Consider the following 20,491-nt stretch of genomic DNA (forward strand, 5'->3'; position numbering starts at 1 on the left):
AAACTTGAAATAATAATATATGGAGGTGTTTAAAATGTTAACAAAAGAAGAAAAAGAGAGAATAATAGAAGAGTTTAAGACACATGAAGGTGATACAGGCTCACCTGAAGTTCAAATAGCTCTTTTGACTTACAGAATTAATTCTGTAAATGATCATCTTCAAACACATAAAAAAGATCATCATTCAAGAAGAGGTCTTTTGAAAATGGTTGGCCAAAGAAGAGGTTTGCTCAGATATCTAGAAAACAAAGACATTGAAAGATATCGTTCTTTAATTGAAAAACTTGGCATCAGAGGTTAAATTAGAGCGGGACTTCCCGCTCTATTGATTTATATAAAGTAAAATGTTTGGAGGTAGATTATGGAAAAAATATATAAATATATGCTTGCAGGAAGAGAGCTTACTGTTACTATAGGTAAAGTTGCTCAACAAGCAAATGGTTCTTGTCTAGTAAGATATGGTGATACGGTAACATTAGTAACTGCAACTCAGTCAAAACAACCAAGAGAGGGTATAGACTTTTTCCCTTTGAGTGTTGATTATGAAGAAAAATTATATTCTGTTGGAAAAATTCCAGGTGGATTTATAAAAAGAGAAGGACGACCAAGTGAAAAAGCAATACTGACTTCTAGGTTAATAGACAGGCCTATTAGACCATTATTCCCTGAAGGATTTAGAAATGATGTACAAGTTGTGGCTACAGTTTTATCGGTTGACCAAGACAATAGTCCTGAAATAGCTGCTATGATTGGGTCCTCAATTGCATTATCAATATCCGATATCCCTTTTAATGGGCCAACAGGATCTGTACAAGTAGGCAGAGTAAACGGAGAATTAATAATAAATCCAAATAGCGAATTGAGAGAGATATCTGACATCAGCTTAATTGTTTCAGGGACAAAAGATGCAATTATGATGGTAGAAGCAGGCGCCAATTTTGTCACTGAAGATGTAATGCTAGAAGCAATATTAAAAGGTCATGAAGAAATCAAAAAAATATGCGATTTTATATCTGAAATCGTTAAAGACTGCGGAAAAGAGAAGTCCAAGTATGATTTGTTTATGCCAAACAAAGATGTAGAAATATTAGTCAGAGAGCTTACTACTGATAGGTTAATTGAAGCTCTTTATACTGTTGATAAAATGAAAAGAGATGAAGCAATCGATGCTTTGAAGAATGAAATATCTGAAATTGTATTACAGAAATTTCCAGATAATGAAAAAGATATAAATGAAGTTTTTGAAACAATTATGAAAGAACAAGTAAGAAGACATATAATAGAAAATGGCATAAGACCAGACAATAGAAAACTCGATGAAATAAGACCAATTAGCTGTGAAGTAGGCCTTCTCCCAAGAACTCATGGATCGGGTCTATTTAACCGAGGGCAGACTCAAGTTTTGACTATTGCTACATTGGGTGCCTCAAGTGATGTACAAATAATAGATGGCCTTGGAGAAGAAGAGTCTAAGAGATATATGCATCATTACAATTTTCCTGCTTATTCAGTCGGAGAAGTAAGACCATCAAGAGGACCTGGAAGAAGAGAAATAGGTCATGGAGCATTAGCTGAAAGAGCATTAGAACCAGTTATTCCACCAGAAAGTGAATTCCCCTATACTTTAAGATTAGTATCTGAAGTTTTAAGTTCAAACGGTTCAACATCTCAAGCTAGTGTTTGTGGTTCAACATTAGCATTGTTAGATGCTGGAGTTCCAATAAAAGCACCAGTTGCTGGTATTGCTATGGGATTGATTAAAGAAGGCGAGAAAGTTGCAATTTTATCAGACATACAAGGGCTAGAAGATCACCTTGGAGACATGGATTTTAAAGTAGCTGGTACAAAAGATGGAATCACAGCCATTCAAATGGATATAAAAATAGACGGTATAGATGAAGAAATATTAAAAGAAGCACTTGAAAGAGCAAGAATAGGCAGACTTTTTATCTTGGATAAAATGATGGAAACTATTTCAGCTCCAAGAGAAGAACTTTCTATATATGCACCAAGAATTTCTGTGCTTCAAATCAATCCAGATAAGATTAGAGATATAATTGGTCCTGGAGGAAAAGTTATAAATAAAATAATTGATGAAACTGGTGTAAAAATTGATATAGAAGACGATGGTAGAGTTTCTATAATATCTAATGATGCAGTAGCAAGCAAAAGAGCAATAGAGTTAATACAAAACATAGTTAAAGAAATTGAAGTTGGTGACATTTATCTAGGGAAAGTAACTAAAATAACAACTTTTGGTGCTTTTGTTGAAGTGTTAAATGGAAAAGAAGGATTAGTTCATATTTCTCAATTAGCAAAAGAGCGTGTAAATAAAGTAGAAGACATTGTATCAGTTGGTGACGAAATTTTGGTCAAAGTTATAGAAATAGACAATCAAGGGCGTATCAATTTATCTAGAAAAGCTCTATTAACAGATGAAAATCATCAAGAATCAGCTGAATAATAAACATTTCGCATGAACCTTAGGTTCATGTTTATTTCTTTGCGGAGGTAATAATGTTAATAACAAATTTAGATAATGGAATTAAAGTAGTAATCGAAACCAATAAATATGTGAATTCAGCAAATATAGGTATATTGGTAAAAAGTGGATCAATTTATGAAAGCTTTGATAAAATAGGAATCTCACATTTTATTGAGCATATGCTTTTTAAAGGAACTACTAACAGAACTAATCGTGATATAGCTGAAGAAATAGATTTTATTGGTGGACAAATAAATGCTTTTACTACGAAAGAACATACTTGCTTATATTCAAAGGTACCTTTCAATCATTTAACACTTGCTGTCGATATATTGTCCGATATGTTAATGCATCCACTTTTTTCGCCAAGTGAAATCGAAAAGGAAAAAAAAGTGATTATAGAGGAAATAAAGATGTATAATGATTTACCAGAAGATATTGTATTTGAAATGATGAGCAAAGTTATGTTTAAGAACAATCCTTTATCTTATCCAATTTTAGGTGTAGATGATTCTGTAAAAAATATTAACTATAATAACATCATTGAGTATTATTATGAAAGATATACTCCTGAAAATATCGTGATTACAATATCTGGGAATGTAAATATAGATGATGCTATTTTTCAGTTAAACGAAAAATTTAGTGAATTTACAAACAAACAAAATAATTTAAATGAAAACTTAATCATTAATTATGAAAACAATAAAAAATTAGAAATTGAAGGTGTACGAAAAAAAACAGAACAATTGCATCTTTGTTTTGCTTTGCCTTACTGTGGAGCTTATTCAGAGGATTATTTCACAGGATTGCTAGTAAACAACTATATTGGTGGAAGTATGAGTTCTGTTTTATACCAGACAGTCCGCGAAGAACTAGGGCTAGCTTATGAAATTGAATCTAGTGTCGAAACATATAAAGAAGCTGGAGCTTTAGAAATTTATGTCGCATTAGATGCTACTAATGCAAGTAATGTATTAGAAATCATTTGTAGAGTGTTAAATGACTTAAAAGATAATAAGATGTCTTATCAATATATTGAAAAATTTAAAGGCCAACTAATTGGGAATTACCTTTTAAGTGTTGAAAATCCATTTAACAAGATGTATGATAATGGAAAAGAGCTTTTAGACATTGGAAATGTCATAGAAGACTCACAAATTTTAAAATCAATAAATGATATTTCTATTGATAGTGTTAGTCGATTTATCGATAAATACTTCAATAATAATAAAAAATTTATTACTTATGTCGGAAATATTAAAAATAAATCGAAATTTGAAAGTAAAATAATTGATATTTTAAATTAGGAGGAAAAATGAAAGTAAAAATTGTAAATAGAAGCACAAATGGCATTCCTGAATATAAAACTGATGGAGCATCAGGATTAGACTTATATGCTTATGTAGACGAGCCAATTACCATTTATCCATTGGAAAGGGCTTTGATACCTACTGGTATTTACATAGAGCTACCCAATGGGTATGAGGCTCAAATTCGTGGTAGAAGCGGTTTAGCGCTAAATCATGGTATTACACTAGCTAATGGAATTGGGACTATCGACAGCGATTACAGAGGTGAAATAAAAATAATATTAATAAATCTTAGTTCGGAGCCGTTTGTCGTTAAAAACGGTGATAGAATTGCTCAAATGGTTTTTTCGAAATATGAAAGAGCCGATTTTATTGTAGTTGATGAAATAAATCCAACTTCACGCGGTGAAAGTGGCTTTGGACATACTGGTATTTAATTTCTGAACATTATTAACGTAAGGGGGTATAAAATGGGTTGGTTAGAAGCAATAGTATTAGGATTTTTTCAAGGAATAGCTGAATTTTTACCTATAAGTAGTTCTGGACATCTTGCTTTGCTACAACAATTTTTTGGTATTACACAAGGAAATTTGTTTTATGCAGAGATGCTTCATTTCGGAACGCTTTTATCAATTCTTATAGTATATTTTAAAGATATAAAAGCTATTGTTTTGGACTTTTTAAAGTTGATTATTTCTATTTTTAAAAGCAAAAAAATTCCTACTTTAAATTCAAATCAAAAGTTTGCTGTGCTGATATTGATAGCATCAATTCCAACAGCATTGATTGGCTTGATATTCGAAGATTTTATAGAAAGCATGTTTAGTTCAGTGTTACCAATAGGTATTGCCTTTATAGTAACTGGTTTCTTGCTTTGGTTTTCCGAAAAAAAAGGAAATGGAAACAAATCTATAGAAAATGTAACAGTTAAGGATTCAATTTTTGTTGGATTTATACAAGGATTAGCTATTTTCCCTGGAATTTCAAGATCTGGCTCTACAATTGTTGGTGCATTGCTGAGAGACTTTGATAGATCTTTAGCTACTGAATTTTCATTTATTCTGTCAATCCCAGCAGTTCTCGGATCTTTCTTAATAGGTATTAAAGGAGCTGTTGAAAATTCCTCTGTTACGATTGAATTGCCTATTTTTATAGGTGTCTTTATTTCAGCCATAACAGGTATATTTGCCATAAAAGCTCTAATAAAAATGTTGGAAAATAAAAAATTACATTATTTTTCGTTTTATCTTTGGATTATTGGTATAATAGTTATAGTATCTCAATTTATTTAATATAGGTGGTTAAATGACAACTAAAAAAAAGACTTCAAAAAAAAGTGACGAATCAAAACAATCCAAAATAAAAAACGTTAAATTACAAAATGATTTAACAGCTATAATACTCATTGGTTTATCTATTTTAGTATTAGTAGGATTTTTTACTGACAAAACTGGGTTAATAGGAAATACTTTAAATTCTATGCTTTTTTTATTGTTTGGAAATGGCTCATATGTTATTCCTTTGTTAGCTATTTACATATCAACACTTATTCTTATGGGAAACCATAAAAAAACACAAATTTTATCAATTATTATTTTGTTTCTATCTTTATTAATTATTTTAGATGGCACCAATAATACATCATTAAATTTAATCCAAAAAATAAGATTTATATTAAACAATCCATATAATCAAATCAATGGTGGTATTATCGGTGGATTGTTTGGTTTCACTTTCTATAAATTATTTGGTAATATAGGCACTTATTTGATAATTAGCTTTATAAGTGTTATTACTATAATTGCCCTAATAGGTAAAGAAAATTTTCTTAATTTTTATAATGAAAATATAAAAATAAAAATTAAAAAACCTAAAAACAATGAAATAGAAAAAGTAAGTGAAAATGCTAATAATGATCAATCTAAAGTAATTGAAGTTAGAGATTATTCAACATTAGAGGTGTCTGATAATTTATCAAAAGAAATAAATAAGCTTATGAAAGAAAGAAAAAAAGATGATAAAGTACTAATTTCTAACTCAACAGAAGATAAGCAAAGAAACAATTTGAATTATTCATTTCCACCTATAGATTTGTTAAATGATTCTATTAACAAGGGAGAAGCAAATGATAAAAAAGAAATAATAAATAATGCTAAGATCATAGAAGAAACAATGAAAAATTTTGGTATTGACGCTAAAGTAACACATGTAAATATTGGTCCTAGTATTACTTGCTATGAACTTACTCCAGCGCCAGGAATTAAACTGAGTAAAATAGTTTCATTATCAGATAATATTTCACTAAGCTTGGCAATGCCTGACATCAGGATAGAAGCTCCAATCCCTGGAAAATCTGCAGTTGGTATAGAAGTTCCAAATAAATTCAAAGATATGGTAACACTCAAAGATATGCTTTCTAGTAAAGAGTTCAAGGAATCAGCTTCAGATTTGAGTTTTGTATTAGGAAAAGATATAACTGGAAAAGTAATAGTTTCTGACATACAAAAAATGCCTCACTTATTAATCGCAGGGGCTACAGGCTCAGGTAAAAGTGTATGTATAAATACCATAATTATGAGTTTATTGTACAAAAATTCACCTGAAAATGTAAAAATGCTACTTATTGATCCGAAAGTCGTTGAACTAAATGTATATAATGGAATTCCACATTTATTAATTCCAGTAGTTACTGAGCCTAAAAAAGCAGCTCAAGCACTTAATTGGGCTGTAGGTGAAATGGAGAGAAGGTATAAATTATTTGCTCAAAACAATGTAAGAGATATACAATCTTATAATAAAAAATTTAGAAATACTGATAATAAATTACCAAAAATAATCATTATTATAGATGAATTAGCTGATCTAATGATGGTTAGCGCGAATGAAGTCGAAGATTATATCGCAAGACTTGCACAAATGGCAAGAGCAGCTGGAATGCATTTAATAGTTGCTACACAAAGACCTTCTGTAGATGTAATAACAGGTACTATTAAAGCAAATATCCCTTCAAGAATTAGTTTTGCGGTATCCTCTCAAGTTGATTCTAGAACAATTTTAGATATGGCAGGTGCAGAAAAATTACTTGGACAAGGAGATATGCTTTTTTACCCTTCAAGCATGTCAAAACCTATAAGAATTCAAGGGGCATTTGTTTCAAATGAAGAAGTTGAAAGAATAGTAGAGTATTTAAAAGAAGATAATGAAATTTCTTATGATAATGAAATTATAGAAAAAGTGACTAATAAAGATAACCATTTTCAACATGATTCAGATGATGAATTGTTAAAAGAAGCAATAGAATTGGTTGTATTAGAACAAACTGCATCTATATCACTTTTACAAAGAAAGTTTAAAATTGGATATGCAAGAGCCGCTAGATTAATAGACTCAATGGAAGAACTGGGTATTATAGGCGGATATGAAGGTAGTAAACCACGCAAAGTCTTACTAACAGAAGATGATTTGGAGGAAAAGATTTAATGAATAAGAAAAAAGTATATTTTGAGACATTAGGTTGCTCAAAAAATGAAGTAGATACAAATATAATGATATCTATATTAAATAAGGATATTTTCGAACTTACAAATGATCAAACCAAAGCCAATATTATAGTAATAAATACATGTGGATTTATTGAACCAGCTAAAATAGAATCAATAGATGCCATTTTAGAATTATCAGAACTAAAGAAATTTGGTTCATGCGAACATATTGTTCTAGCAGGTTGTTTAGCTCAAAGGTATTCAAATGAGCTGATTGATGAAATACCAGAAATCGACGCTATAATAGGAACAGGAAATATCGATAAAATAAATGAAGTACTTATAAATCTGAAAAATAAAGAAAAAACAATATTAATTGATAAAATTAATAGTTCATATCCTGAATACACAAAACGTGAAGTTAATTCATTTGTTCAATATGTTAAAATTTCAGAAGGATGTAATAACAACTGTTCTTATTGCATAATTCCGAAATTAAGAGGGAAAAATAGAAGTAGAAAAATTGAAGATATTATTGCAGAAATAACTCATTTTGTGAATAATGACGTTAAAGAAATAATTTTAATAGCACAAAATACTACAGATTACGGTATTGATTTATATGGAGAATATAAACTTTATGAATTATTAAATAGGATAGAAAATATCGAAGGGGACTTTATTGTAAGGGTATTATATTTGTATCCCGACCACATTGATGATAATTTGATAAATAGCATTAAAAATAATAGCAAAATAGCAAAGTACTTAGACATTCCACTACAACATGCAAATAGTGAAATATTAAAACGAATGAATAGGCGAATAAACAAAGAAAAAATTGAAAATTTGATATATAAATTAAGAAATGAAATCCCAGATGTTATAATAAGAACAACTTTCATAGTTGGCTTCCCAGGTGAAACTGAATCTGAATTTAATGAATTATACAATTTTATAAAAAATAATAATTTTGATAAAGTTGGTGTTTTTGCTTATTCACGAGAGGAAGGGACTGCTTCATATAACTACGAAGATCAGATAGATGACAATATAAAATTACTAAGAATGGAAAAAATTATGGAACTTCAACAAAACATTTCAAGACAACTATTGAAGTCAAAAATAGGTAAAACTTATAAAGCACTGATCGAAAGTAGAATTGAGGAAGATTTATATGAAGCAAGAAGTTACATGGATAGTCCTGAAATTGATGGTGTGATTTATGTAAAATCTAGTCAATTATTGAATGTTGGTCAATTTATCAATGTTTTAATCGTTGATAGTCAAGAATATGATTTAATGGGGGTTGTGGTAAATGAATTTAGCAAATAAGATAACAATTTTACGCGTATTCTTAGTTCCACTATTTATTATTTTTTTCTATTTGGATTTTCAGTATAGTGAATATATTGCATTAGCAATATTTATATTCGCATCTATAACAGATACTATTGATGGACATATTGCAAGAAGCAGAAATATGATAACTACGTTCGGTAAATTTGTAGACCCACTTGCTGATAAAATACTTACTACATCAGCATTCATTTTATTAGTTGAAAATGGCAAAATACCTGCATGGGTAGTTATTATTATAATAACTCGTGAATTTGTAATATCTGGAATAAGGCTTTTAGCAGCTTCTAATGGAGTCACTATTGCTGCAAGTAAATGGGGTAAGATTAAGACTATTACTCAATTAGTTGCTATAATCTTACTTTTACTTAATAATTTCCCATTCAGTTATTTAGGAATACCACTAGACTATATAATGCTATATATATCATTGTTCTTTACAGTTTTATCCGGTTACGATTATGTCAATAAAAATGTAAAAATGCTCAATTTAAATGATATGTAAATTAATTTTTTGAAGGGATATTTTATGAAAGTAGAAATAATCAATGTAGGTACAGAAATATTATTAGGCAGTATTGTAAACACTAATTCTGTTTATATATGCAAAAAACTTGTTGAACATAACATAATACCAACATTTCAAACTTCAGTAGTTGATGACTTGGAATTAGTAAAAAATGCATTTCAAATTGCATTTGAGAGAGCAAATATAATTATAGTTACTGGAGGACTTGGACCAACTGAAGATGATTTAACTAAAGAATCTTTAGCAAAGTTGCTAAATGAGAATTTGGAAATTGATGAAACGGCGAAGAACGAGATAATTAACTATTTTTTATCAAATAATAAAAGAATGACTGATAACAATTATAAACAAGCTTTAAAACTAAAAAACTCAGATATTATTCCTAACAAGAATGGGACAGCTCCTGGATTGTTTTTAGAATTGAATGGAAATAAAATATTTTTACTTCCTGGTCCTCCAAGTGAATTGATCCCTATGTTTGAAGAGTACGTACTACCAAAACTATTAACTGATAAACATTTAATAGTTAAGACTATAAACACTATAGGAATTGGGGAGTCTGAACTAGAAACAATATTAAGGAAAATAGACATAAAATATCCTGAAATTAATATTGCAACTTATGCATCGTACGGATATGTTGAAATAAAATTGATAGGTGAGAGTGATAACTTAATAGATTTGAAAACAAAAATGTCTCATCTCATAAATATTATTGAATCAAAAATACATGATAGAATATATGGTTTTGATTATTCTTCTCTAGAAGAAATGCTAGTAGATAAGTTAATTCGATTAAATCTAAATATAAGTATTGCTGAATCAGTAACAGGAGGAATTATAACCTCTAAAATCACTTCTATTTCTGGTGCCTCTAAAGTTTTAAACAGAGGCATTATAACATACTCAGTCGAATCTAAAGTCGAAGAATTAGGTGTTAAAATTGACACTATAAATAAATATGGAGTTGTAAGTGAACAAGTTGCTTTTGAAATGGCCCAAGGATTATTCAAAAGAACGAATTCTAATTATTGTATAACAACAACTGGCTTTGCTGGTCCGGAAGTCGAAAGAGGCAAAAAAATTGGAGAAAATTATGTGTGCATTTTTTCAAATAATAAAGCAAACATTTTTTACAATCAATTTAAAGGCTCAAGGAAAGAAATACAAGAAAAAATTGCTAATTTTGCTCTAAATAAATTAATAGTACAAATTAATAATGAGTTGACTTTAAATAATTTTTAGTGTATTCTATTTATAGAACTAATGTTCGTTATATGAGAGGGGTGACTCCAGTTTATCTGGGATACAATGGTAGAAATGGATGATAAGAAAAAAGCCTTAGACTTAACAATAAGTCAAATAGAAAAGCAATTTGGTAAAGGATCAATAATGAAGTTAGGTGAAGCAACCAAATTAGATTTGGATTATATATCTACAGGGTCTTTAGATTTGGATATTGCATTGGGAATTGGTGGCTTACCTAGAGGTAGAATAATTGAAATTTATGGACCTGAATCATCAGGTAAAACAACTATTGCACTTCATGTTATTGCAGAAGCTCAAAAGAAAGGTGGAATTGCTGCTTTTATAGATGCTGAACATGCATTGGATCCTGGTTATGCTAAAAAATTAGGGGTTGATATAGAAAACTTAATAATATCTCAACCAGATACAGGTGAACAAGCACTAGAAATTACTGAAGCTTTAGTAAGAAGTGGTGCAATAGATGTAGTGGTAATTGATTCAGTAGCAGCTTTAGTTCCTAAAGCAGAGATTGAAGGAGAAATGGGTGACAGCCATATTGGTCTACAAGCAAGATTGATGTCTCAAGCTCTGCGAAAATTAGCCGGTGCTATAAATAAATCAAATGCTACTTGTATCTTTATAAATCAATTGAGAGAAAAAGTAGGTGTTATGTTTGGTAACCCTGAGACTACTACAGGCGGAAGAGCTCTAAAATTCTATGCATCTATCAGATTAGATGTAAGAAAAATTGATTCTATAAAACAAGGAGAAGATATTATCGGTAGTAGAACAAGAGTAAAAGTAGTAAAAAATAAAGTTGCACCTCCTTTTAAACAAGCAGAATTTGATATAATGTATGGTGAAGGTATATCAAAAGAAGGCAGTATTGTTGATGCAGGTGTAAATGCTGGTATTATCAATAAAGCTGGATCATGGTTCAGCTATAATGACATTAAATTGGGTCAAGGTAGAGAAAATGCTAAGGAATTTTTCAGACAAAATCCAGAAATTTTTAAAGAAGTTGAAAATATGGTTCGAAAGAAATACGGTTTAGGCATAGACCAAAATGAGTCGATTGACGAAAACCGATTGACAAAAACAGAATAATTCAATCATTAGCCTCCTACTTAATTAGGAGGCTTTGAAATATGGAGGTTATGAGTTAATAATGAAATTATTATTCTTTACAGACACTCACTTAAGAAGCACGAATCCTAAAAACAGAAAAGATGATTTTGCAAAAACATTAGAAGATAAACTTATTGAAATAACACAAATGATTAATCAATACAATATTGACTATGTTATTCACGGTGGAGATTTATTTGATAGACCTGATACATCTATATCGACCGTAACACGATATGCAAATATTATTAAGAAGATAGAAAAACCTATCTATATAATAAGTGGTAATCACGATATTTTCGGACTAAATCCTGCCACACTAGATCGAACAATGTTGGGATTATTAGGAAATCTAAATTTTTTGAATATTATTAGGAATAATGATAAAATAGTATTGGAAAAAGATGGACTCAAAGTTCAATTAACAGGTAGGCCCTATACTTATGACATAGATTCTGACAGTTCAAATTATATACTTAATTCTTTAGATTCAGATTGTAAATACTCTATAAATATAGTGCATGGAATGCTTTTGGATAAACCATTTGTAACAGGAGTACCATATACTTTAATAGATGATATTATAACAACTAAAGCAGATATAACTCTAAGTGGTCATTATCATGCTGGATATGGGATAATATTTAAAAATGATAAATATTTTGTAAATCCAGGTAGCTTAGTGAGAATAACTAATAGTCTTAAAGAAATTGATCGAATACCAAAAGTAGCTATTATAACACTTGAAGAAACTATATCGATAGAACTTATATCGTTAAAAGCAGCCAAATTTGGATTAGAAGTGTTAGATCGATCAGAACTAGAAAAAAATACTTTTAGAAACGAAAGATTAATAGAATTTAAACAAACAATTGATGCTACATTAAATTTTGATAAAGTTGATATAAATGATATTTTAGTTGAAGTAGCTATGTCAGAGAATGTAGATGATTCGATAAAAGAAGAGGCATTAAAAAGAATTGCTATGGCTCAAATGAAGGATATGAGGTAAAAATGAAATATATAAAAAAGTTAACTTTAGAAAATTTTCAATCTCATAAATATACTGAGTTATATTTTAATGAAGGTCTAAATGTAATTGTAGGACCATCGGATTCTGGAAAATCAGCTATAATTAGAGCATTGAAATGGGTTCTATATAATGAACCATCGGGTGATTATTTTATTAGGGAAAATGAAAATCAGTGTAGTGTTACAATTCATACAAATGATGGATATATTTTGAAAAGATATAGGACAAAAAGTAAAAATGGTTATACACTTATATATCCTAATGGTGAAGAGTTAATATTAGAGGGTATAGGCACTAGTGTGCCTGAAGAAATAGTTAATGCTATTGGAATTCGAAAAATTCAGTTAGATTCTGATGAATCTGCTTCAATTAATGTTGGTGAACAATTAGATGGACCTTTTTTATTGTCAGAAAAAACATCGACAAGAGCAAATGCTATTGGCAGATTAGTAGGTGTTAATATTTTAGATGATGCCATAAGAGAAACTTCAAAAGATATAAAAAATACTAGCTTAAAGAAAAAAAATTTAGAAGAAACCCTAAGCAATTTATCAGAGGAGATAAATAAATATAAATATATAGATGATTTAATGAAAGTTTATAGTTTGCTTAAAGAATTAATGATAACCCTTGAAGATAAAAATCAAAAATTAGAAAAATATATTATGCTGAAGATTAATCTAAATAATATTATATCAAGGCAAGAAGAAATTAATGATTTATTGTCTAAATTAAAAAGTGTAGATAAAATGGAATTTATTTCTAAAATATTAGAGAATAATATAGTTCATTATAGTTATTTGGATAGATTAAATATCAAGATACAAAAAATAAATAAAGATATTACTATTATTGAAAATATACTATATTCATTAGCTGACTTAGAGAAAATAAATATCATGTACAATAATTTAGATAATAAGCTTAATAAATACAAGCATTTAATCTTATTAAACGAAAAGTATAAAAAAAATATTAGAGAAATTAAATTTTATGAATCAATCATATTGAACTTGAGAAATTTAAATAAAATCGAAGATGATTACAATTTTTTAAAATTAAAATGTGAGAAATACTATTCTCTAATTAAATATAGAAATAGTTTATCTGAAATTAAATTTAAAACTGACTATTTAATTAATATTAACAACAAAATAAATACATTTACTGACAAAGTTAATTTAGAAGCATTAACAATAAAACTTGAACGTCTTAGAATCTTAAATATAGATAATAATAAATTGAAAAAAATAGATTACGATATAACAAATATAAAAAATACATTAGAGAAGTTAAATAATGAACGTCAAAATATTTTAGATAGATATAGAAAAATATTAAGTTCATATGAAAAATGTCCTTTTTGTGCTAGTGACATTGACAATAATAAAATAGATCATATAATTAAATATCATTTAGGAGGCTAAATTATGGATTATGAAAAAGAACTTAGCAAGTTAAAAGAAGATTTAAACAAGGCTACTAATCTTAAATACAAAGCTGAAGCCCAATTAGAACAGTTAAAGCATCAGGAGGAAGAAATAATAAAAGAACTGGAACAACTTGGTATAAAACCTGAAAATTTAGATGAAGAAATAAATAGATTAAAAGAAGAAATTGAAAACATGTTTAAAGAGGCTAATGAATTACTTCCAAGAGATTTATTAAATAGATAAAGAAGGTATAATTATGAGTAATGAATTTGATAGGTTGAAAAATGAAATGTCTCTGCTTGGTGAATTTATAAATAGGGAATTAGGGAAAAAAGAAAATTTATTGAACATGAAGGAAAAAACTTCTAAGGAATTAGAAAAATGTGAATTAGATCTGAAAGTTTTAGAAGAAGTGCTAATCTTATTTAATAAAACCTCTGAATATGCTCGACTGCAAGCAAAAAAACAAATAGAACTTATTGTCACAAAATGTCTTCAATATATTTTTGAATCAGATGTAAAATTTGAAATTGAAATCGAGGAATTAAGAAATAAACCAAGCGCTGAATTCTACGTTATCAATGAAACTGATGATTTTACCCTTAAAACAAAACCTGAGCTCTCTCGTGGTGGAGGAGTAGTAGATATTGTTTCTTTAGCCCTTAGAATTGCTTTTTTACAGATTCATAAACCATCAATTGAAGGGCCATTAGTTTTAGATGAACCAGCTAAACATGTTAGTGAAGATTATATATATAACTTAGGGGAATTTATGAAAGAAACATCTGAAATGTTTCAAAGGCAGATAATAATGGTGACTCATAACCAGCATCTTGCAGCTTTATCTGAGGTATCTTATAGGGTTGACTTGAATGGATCTATGAGTATAGTTAAACCTATTACTGATGCTTAACTGTTGACAGTTTGATATAAAAGTTATAAAATTAAATTGTGTTAGCCATATGTAATATAAGATATAATAAATTCACTTTGTACAATCTGAATTTTGATTGTACATCATTTTTAATGTCGTTTTGCATTAATGATTGCATGTATTATTATATGGAACTTGAAAACTAAATATGACGGAGGTGTTAACTATTGCTAATTTAATTTTTGCAATCTTAGGCTTAATCATAGGTGTTATTGTTGGATATCTAATAAGAAGATATATTAGTGAAGGAAAGATCAATAACGCTGAAGAATTGGCTAAGAAAATAACTGAAGATGCAATTAAAGAGGGCGAAGCTCGAAAAAAAGAGCTTCTATTGGAAGCCAAAGAAGAAATTCACAGATCAAGAAATGATTTAGACAGAGAAATTAGAGAACGAAGAAATGAGATTCAAAAATTAGAAAAGAGATTATTGAACAAAGAAGAATCTCTTGACAGAAAAAGTGAACAATTGGAAAAGAAAGAAGAAAATCTATTGAAAAAAAGTAAGTCCTTAGAAGATAGAGAACAAGAGATTGAAGAACTTTATCATCAAAGAACTTTAGAACTTGAGAGGATATCTGGACTGTCGGTGGATCAAGCAAAAGAAATATTATTAGACGAAACTAAAAAGGAAATTTTACACGAGTCAGCCATGATGATAAAAGAAATGGAAGCTAAAGCAAAAGAAGAAGCTGATCGTACTGCTAGAGAGATTATTTCTAGAACTATACAGAGAGTTGCTGCAGATCATGTAGCAGAAACAACTGTTACAGTTGTAAATCTTCCTAATGACGAAATGAAGGGGCGAATAATAGGTAGAGAAGGTAGAAATATTAGAGCTTTAGAAACTTTAACCGGTATTGACTTGATTATTGATGATACCCCTGAAGCAGTTGTATTGTCAGGATTTGATCCTATTAGAAGAGAAGTGGCACGTATAGCTTTAGAAAAACTAATTGTAGATGGACGAATCCATCCTGCAAGGATAGAAGAAATGGTTGAAAAAGCTCAAAAAGAAGTCGAAAATTCTATGAAAGAAGCAGGTGAGCAAGCTGCTTTTGAAGCAGGTGTGCATGGACTACATCCAGAATTGATAAAGCTTTTGGGTAGGTTAAAGTACAGAACAAGTTACGGGCAAAATGTTTTAAGACATTCAGTAGAAGTTGCTCAATTAGCTGGAGTAATGGCTGCCGAGTTGGGTGCTGATGTAAGAATAGCTAGAAGAGGGGGATTACTTCATGATATCGGCAAAGGTGTAGACCGAGAATATGAAGGACCTCATATAGATATTGGCATAGAATTAGCTAAAAAATATAAAGAGTCAAATGAAGTGATTCACGCAATTGCTGCTCATCATGGAGATGTTGAACCTGAGACTGTAGAGGCTGTTCTAGTTCAAGCAGCTGATGCAATTTCAGCAGCAAGACCTGGAGCAAGACGCGAGACTTTGGAAGCATATATAAAACGATTGCAGAAACTAGAGGAAATAGCAAACTCATTTGAAGGTGTAGAAAGATCTTTTGCAATACAAGCTGGAAGAGAAATAAGAATTATGGTAAAACCTGAACAAATAAGTGAGGCAGAAATAATTCATACAGCTAGAGAAATTGTTAAAAGAATTGAATCAGAACTTGATTATCCTGGGCAAATAAAAGTGAATGTTATTAGGGAGACTCGAGCTATTGAATACGCAAAATAAACTTGAAAATTAAACAAACCTGCCCATTTCGCAGGTTTGTTTTTTAAATTTTAGGAGAATAATTATGAGATTATTTGATTTGCACATTCATACAAACTTCTCAGATGGATTAGATTCAATTGAGACGATAATAGATAAAGCTTTAGAAAAAAATATTTATGGTATAGCTATAACTGATCATGATACAATAGATGCAATCAATTATTTAAGTTGTAATAAAATTAAATTTAACAATATTTCTATAATTCCAGGAATTGAGCTTAGCTCGGATATCAATGGTGAAGAAGTACATATACTTGGATACTTTATAGATTGTGAGAATATAAACTTAAATAATGAATTGAGACGTCTTAAAGAGGACAGATTTTCAAGAGGGCTATTAATATTAGAAAAACTTAGTTCTTTGGGGCTTAATCTTGAAATTGATAGCATAATAAATGAAGCTAAAATAATAAATAATGGTTTTATAGGTAGAGCTTTTATTGCAAGAAAATTAGTTTCTTATGGGTTTGTAAAAGATATTAAAGAAGCATTTGATAAATATTTGGGAGAAGATAGGCCTGCCTATATTAATAGAAATAAATTATCACTATCAGATAGCATAGATTTAATAACAAAATCCAGTGGTATACCAGTATTAGCTCATCCTGGTATGATAAAAGATAAAACGATTGTAAAAAAAACAATTGAATTAGGCATCAAAGGAATTGAATGTTTTACATCTAAGCATACAAAAGAAGATGAAAGATATTTTGTGGATGTTTGTAAGAAAAATAATTTGATTATAACAGGTGGATCTGATTATCATGGTGATAAAAACAATTTAGGAAAATTTTATACAGACATAGATGAGATTGAATTATTTAAGCTTAAATGTTTTGAAAACAAAATAATTTAAATGGTTAGGATTGATTATATTGAATGAAAAACATAGTAATTCCAATTTAAGGCAAAGACAATTTCCTTCAACAATTAGTACAACTTCTTTTGCAAAACTTTATATTTTACATATACTATCTGTTAAAAAATGTTATGGTAATTACATAAAAGAGGAGATAGGAAGAAGGCTAAAAGGGAAATGGATTCCAAGCCCAGGCCTAATATATCCACTGTTAAATCAGTTAGAACAAGAAGGGCTTATAGTGGGAAATTGGGAAGAACCTATCAAACGAACTGTAAAAATATATACCATTACCGAATACGGAATGGAACATTATAGCTACATTAAAAAACAATATCTAGATTCAATTTTAGATTCATATGATATTATAAAATTTACTTTGAAAGACATATATTCATTAGATGATGTCTAACAAAAATATTTATGGGAGATGATTAGTTTGCCAACTCTATCAAACAAAGGTATTTCAATTCAACCATCAGTTACACTTTCTATCGATGCAAAAGCAAAATCAATGATTAGCGCTGGAGAAAATGTTATTAGTTTTAGTATCGGAGAACCAGATTTTGATACACCTAAGAATATAGGTGATGCTGGAATTTACGCAATACAAAATGGTATAACAAAATACACCCCTGCAAATGGCACACTAGAATTAAGAAAAGCTATTTGTAAGAAATTTAAAGAAGATAATAATTTAGAATACACTCCATCTCAAATTGTTGTTTCAAATGGTGGAAAGCACTCAATATATAATGCATTGATGGCAATATTAAATCCTAATGATGAGGTTATTTTCAGCATACCATATTGGGTGAGTTACCCAGAAATGGTTTCAATTGCAGGTGGTACTCCGGTCATGATAAAAACAACTGAAGAAAATGGATTTAAATTTAATTCAAATGATTTAGAAAAAGTAAAAACTGAAAAAACAAAAGCAATAATAATAAATAGTCCAAATAATCCCACAGGATCAGTTTATACCAAAGAAGAATTAGAAGATATAGCTAACTGGGCTGTTAAAAATGATATATTTGTGATATCTGATGAATTATATGAAAAATTAATCTATGATGATGAAGTTCATGTAAGTATAGCATCTTTGAACGATGCTATTAAAAACCTAACTATTGTAATTAATGGAATGTCAAAAGCTTATTCTATGACAGGTTGGAGAATCGGCTATACAGCATCAAATCAGGAAATAGCCACCATTATGAGTAACTTGCAAAGCCATACAACATCAAATCCTTGTAGCATTTCTCAATACGCAAGTGTTGAAGGACTTACTGGCCCACAAGATAGTTTGTTAGAAATGAAGAAAGAATTTGATAAAAGAAGGCTCAGAATAACCAAACTAGTTAATGAAATTGCTAATGTAAGTTGTAATACTCCTAAAGGGGCTTTTTACGTAATGATGAATTGTTCATATTACATTGGGAAGGAAATAGATGGAGTTAAAATTAACTCCTCCGTAGATTTTTCTGATTTATTGTTAGAAAAATGTAAAGTAGCTGTTGTACCAGGTTTAGCTTTTGGAGACGATAATTATGTTAGATTATCTTATGCTACTTCTATGGATAAAATTGAAGAAGGAATTAATAGAATTAAAAAATTATTAGGTGAAAAATAATGAAAAAAAAGCATATGTTTACATAATTTTATTATGTAAACATATGCTTTAATTTTTTTATCGCTTTATTTTATATCTAAACCCAAATTGCCTTAAATTTAACTTTTTTTGAGTGTTATTGAGTATTTATATGTATTTCATATATTAACGTCATTAAAAGGCGTTTTTAGCGTTGATAACGATATGGATTATAGTTCATTTATAATAGACTTATTATATATTGCAGAATAGATTATAAATTATTAAATATGAATATTAATCTTTTTACTTGTAAATATAATCTAAATTTAACTAAGATGATATTCTATGAAATATTAATTTTTTTCACAATATTTTGTTGCATTTACATATATATTGATTTATAATATATATTAGTCACAAAATAACTATTTTGTGACTAATATAACCAAAAAAGGGGTATTTTAATGAAAAATCCTGTTATCTTAGATGATTATTTAAATTATATGGAAACTATAAAAGGTACATCACCTAATACTGTTAAAGAGTATTTTTATGATCTTAGAGTTTTTTTTAAATTTCTAAAGATAAGATATAATTTAATTGAAAATAACGTTGAAAACATTGAATTTGAAGATATTGACATAAGCAACATTGACATTGATATTATAAAAAAAGTAAATATTCAAGATTTATATGCCTTTATGTCTTTTTTGGACAAGCAAAAGGAAAATTCGAATTCTACACGTTCTAGAAAAGTCGCCTCCCTCCGATCATTTTTTAAATATCTAGCTGATAAAGTAAATTTGATTGAGAAAAATCCTGCTGCACAATTAGAATTTCCCAAAACAGACTCAAGACATCCAATTTACTTAACTTTAGATCAATCATTAAACTTGTTAAATACTGTAACCAAAAATAATAATGATTTTTTTAGAAAAAGAGATTTTTGTATAATAACACTATTTTTAAATTGTGGCCTTAGATTGTCTGAGCTAGCTAACATAGATATTGATAGTTTTAACGGGAAAGACACCTTGACTGTTATAGGGAAAGGAAATAAAGAAAGAACTGTTTTTTTAAATGAATCATGTATAAATTCAATTCAGGAATATCTTCAAGTAAGGCCTATTGTTACAAATGAGAAAGCTTTGTTTTTAAGTAAGAGAAAAAAACGAATGAGTAATCGAGCCATACAGCATATGATAGATAAATATTTATTAGATTCAGGTTTAGATCCCAGTATATACTCTACTCATAAATTAAGACATACAGCAGCTACATTAATGTATAAATATGGTAATGTTGACATATTAGCATTACAAGAAATATTAGGGCATGAGTCCGTTTCAACTA

General features: G+C 29.0%; 19 protein-coding genes. All 19 read left to right on the forward strand.

All coding sequences use genetic code 11. From position 1 onward, the window contains the following. The first annotated feature begins 34 nt into the window (after nucleotides 1-34). Nucleotides 35-301: a 30S ribosomal protein S15 gene (gene rpsO, locus ACTB1H_RS05380; RefSeq protein ID WP_463261808.1), complete on the forward strand. Its 267-nt coding sequence runs from the start codon at nucleotides 35-37 to the stop codon at nucleotides 299-301. Nucleotides 302-361: 60 nt separating this feature from the next. Next, entirely contained in the window at nucleotides 362-2,464 is a 2,103-nt protein-coding gene (pnp, locus tag ACTB1H_RS05385) for a polyribonucleotide nucleotidyltransferase (protein WP_463261809.1), read from the forward strand. A gap of 53 nt (nucleotides 2,465-2,517) precedes the next feature. Further along, nucleotides 2,518-3,795, forward strand: coding sequence for a M16 family metallopeptidase (locus tag ACTB1H_RS05390; protein WP_463261810.1), 1,278 nt, complete (start codon nucleotides 2,518-2,520; stop codon nucleotides 3,793-3,795). An 8-nt stretch (nucleotides 3,796-3,803) separates the two neighbouring features. Then, on the forward strand, nucleotides 3,804-4,235 hold the full coding sequence (gene dut, locus ACTB1H_RS05395) for a dUTP diphosphatase (RefSeq protein WP_463261811.1): 432 nt from the start codon (nucleotides 3,804-3,806) through the stop codon (nucleotides 4,233-4,235). A 33-nt stretch (nucleotides 4,236-4,268) separates the two neighbouring features. Beyond that, on the forward strand, nucleotides 4,269-5,090 hold the full coding sequence (locus tag ACTB1H_RS05400) for an undecaprenyl-diphosphate phosphatase (RefSeq protein ID WP_463261812.1): 822 nt from the start codon (nucleotides 4,269-4,271) through the stop codon (nucleotides 5,088-5,090). A 13-nt stretch (nucleotides 5,091-5,103) separates the two neighbouring features. Next, nucleotides 5,104-7,278 carry a DNA translocase FtsK gene (locus ACTB1H_RS05405; RefSeq protein ID WP_463261813.1) on the forward strand — a complete coding sequence of 725 codons (2,175 nt, stop codon included), beginning with the start codon at nucleotides 5,104-5,106 and terminating at the stop codon, nucleotides 7,276-7,278. Further along, complete coding sequence (gene rimO / locus ACTB1H_RS05410; protein ID WP_463261814.1) at nucleotides 7,278-8,615, forward strand: 30S ribosomal protein S12 methylthiotransferase RimO; 1,338 nt, start codon at nucleotides 7,278-7,280, stop codon at nucleotides 8,613-8,615. Before ACTB1H_RS05405 ends, rimO begins: the two co-directional genes overlap by 1 nt. Then, nucleotides 8,599-9,144 (forward strand): CDP-diacylglycerol--glycerol-3-phosphate 3-phosphatidyltransferase, encoded by a 546-nt coding sequence (gene pgsA, locus ACTB1H_RS05415; RefSeq protein ID WP_463261815.1) that lies wholly within the window; start codon nucleotides 8,599-8,601, stop codon nucleotides 9,142-9,144. Before rimO ends, pgsA begins: the two co-directional genes overlap by 17 nt. A 24-nt stretch (nucleotides 9,145-9,168) precedes the next feature. Beyond that, complete coding sequence (locus tag ACTB1H_RS05420) at nucleotides 9,169-10,413, forward strand: competence/damage-inducible protein A (RefSeq protein ID WP_463261816.1); 1,245 nt, start codon at nucleotides 9,169-9,171, stop codon at nucleotides 10,411-10,413. 75 nt (nucleotides 10,414-10,488) lie between these two features. Next, nucleotides 10,489-11,523, forward strand: a complete 1,035-nt coding sequence (gene recA, locus ACTB1H_RS05425) for a recombinase RecA (protein ID WP_463261826.1) — start codon at nucleotides 10,489-10,491, stop codon at nucleotides 11,521-11,523. A gap of 61 nt (nucleotides 11,524-11,584) precedes the next feature. Then, entirely contained in the window at nucleotides 11,585-12,556 is a 972-nt protein-coding gene (locus ACTB1H_RS05430) for a metallophosphoesterase family protein (RefSeq protein WP_463261817.1), read from the forward strand. 2 nt (nucleotides 12,557-12,558) lie between these two features. Continuing rightward, nucleotides 12,559-14,004 carry an AAA family ATPase gene (locus ACTB1H_RS05435; RefSeq protein WP_463261818.1) on the forward strand — a complete coding sequence of 482 codons (1,446 nt, stop codon included), beginning with the start codon at nucleotides 12,559-12,561 and terminating at the stop codon, nucleotides 14,002-14,004. Between the two features lie 3 nt (nucleotides 14,005-14,007). After that, entirely contained in the window at nucleotides 14,008-14,253 is a 246-nt protein-coding gene (locus ACTB1H_RS05440; RefSeq protein ID WP_463261819.1) for a hypothetical protein, read from the forward strand. A gap of 13 nt (nucleotides 14,254-14,266) precedes the next feature. Then, nucleotides 14,267-14,923: a P-loop NTPase family protein gene (locus ACTB1H_RS05445; RefSeq protein WP_463261820.1), complete on the forward strand. Its 657-nt coding sequence runs from the start codon at nucleotides 14,267-14,269 to the stop codon at nucleotides 14,921-14,923. Nucleotides 14,924-15,092: 169 nt separating this feature from the next. Beyond that, a complete protein-coding gene (rny, locus tag ACTB1H_RS05450; RefSeq protein WP_463261821.1) occupies nucleotides 15,093-16,643 on the forward strand; it encodes a ribonuclease Y in 1,551 nt (516 codons plus the stop codon). Nucleotides 16,644-16,707: 64 nt separating this feature from the next. After that, complete coding sequence (locus tag ACTB1H_RS05455; protein WP_463261822.1) at nucleotides 16,708-17,541, forward strand: PHP domain-containing protein; 834 nt, start codon at nucleotides 16,708-16,710, stop codon at nucleotides 17,539-17,541. 19 nt (nucleotides 17,542-17,560) lie between these two features. Further along, nucleotides 17,561-17,956, forward strand: a complete 396-nt coding sequence (locus ACTB1H_RS05460; protein ID WP_463261823.1) for a PadR family transcriptional regulator — start codon at nucleotides 17,561-17,563, stop codon at nucleotides 17,954-17,956. Nucleotides 17,957-17,983: 27 nt separating this feature from the next. After that, on the forward strand, nucleotides 17,984-19,177 hold the full coding sequence (locus ACTB1H_RS05465) for a pyridoxal phosphate-dependent aminotransferase (protein ID WP_463261824.1): 1,194 nt from the start codon (nucleotides 17,984-17,986) through the stop codon (nucleotides 19,175-19,177). Nucleotides 19,178-19,602: 425 nt separating this feature from the next. After that, a partial coding sequence (locus ACTB1H_RS05470; protein WP_463261825.1) for a tyrosine recombinase XerC occupies nucleotides 19,603-20,491 on the forward strand: 889 nt, incomplete at its 3' end.

Source organism: Soehngenia sp., from assembly GCF_055108775.1.

Coding starts and splice junctions, on each gene's coding strand:
- ACTB1H_RS05420 (WP_463261816.1), top strand. CDS start 9,169: ATGAAAGTAGAAATAATCAATGTAGGTACAGAAATATTATTAGGCAGT.
- rimO (WP_463261814.1), top strand. CDS start 7,278: ATGAATAAGAAAAAAGTATATTTTGAGACATTAGGTTGCTCAAAAAAT.
- dut (WP_463261811.1), top strand. CDS start 3,804: ATGAAAGTAAAAATTGTAAATAGAAGCACAAATGGCATTCCTGAATAT.
- ACTB1H_RS05455 (WP_463261822.1), top strand. CDS start 16,708: ATGAGATTATTTGATTTGCACATTCATACAAACTTCTCAGATGGATTA.
- rpsO (WP_463261808.1), top strand. CDS start 35: ATGTTAACAAAAGAAGAAAAAGAGAGAATAATAGAAGAGTTTAAGACA.
- ACTB1H_RS05430 (WP_463261817.1), top strand. CDS start 11,585: ATGAAATTATTATTCTTTACAGACACTCACTTAAGAAGCACGAATCCT.
- rny (WP_463261821.1), top strand. CDS start 15,093: ATGACGGAGGTGTTAACTATTGCTAATTTAATTTTTGCAATCTTAGGC.
- ACTB1H_RS05390 (WP_463261810.1), top strand. CDS start 2,518: ATGTTAATAACAAATTTAGATAATGGAATTAAAGTAGTAATCGAAACC.
- ACTB1H_RS05440 (WP_463261819.1), top strand. CDS start 14,008: ATGGATTATGAAAAAGAACTTAGCAAGTTAAAAGAAGATTTAAACAAG.
- recA (WP_463261826.1), top strand. CDS start 10,489: ATGGATGATAAGAAAAAAGCCTTAGACTTAACAATAAGTCAAATAGAA.
- ACTB1H_RS05400 (WP_463261812.1), top strand. CDS start 4,269: ATGGGTTGGTTAGAAGCAATAGTATTAGGATTTTTTCAAGGAATAGCT.
- ACTB1H_RS05445 (WP_463261820.1), top strand. CDS start 14,267: ATGAGTAATGAATTTGATAGGTTGAAAAATGAAATGTCTCTGCTTGGT.
- ACTB1H_RS05405 (WP_463261813.1), top strand. CDS start 5,104: ATGACAACTAAAAAAAAGACTTCAAAAAAAAGTGACGAATCAAAACAA.
- pgsA (WP_463261815.1), top strand. CDS start 8,599: ATGAATTTAGCAAATAAGATAACAATTTTACGCGTATTCTTAGTTCCA.
- ACTB1H_RS05435 (WP_463261818.1), top strand. CDS start 12,559: ATGAAATATATAAAAAAGTTAACTTTAGAAAATTTTCAATCTCATAAA.
- pnp (WP_463261809.1), top strand. CDS start 362: ATGGAAAAAATATATAAATATATGCTTGCAGGAAGAGAGCTTACTGTT.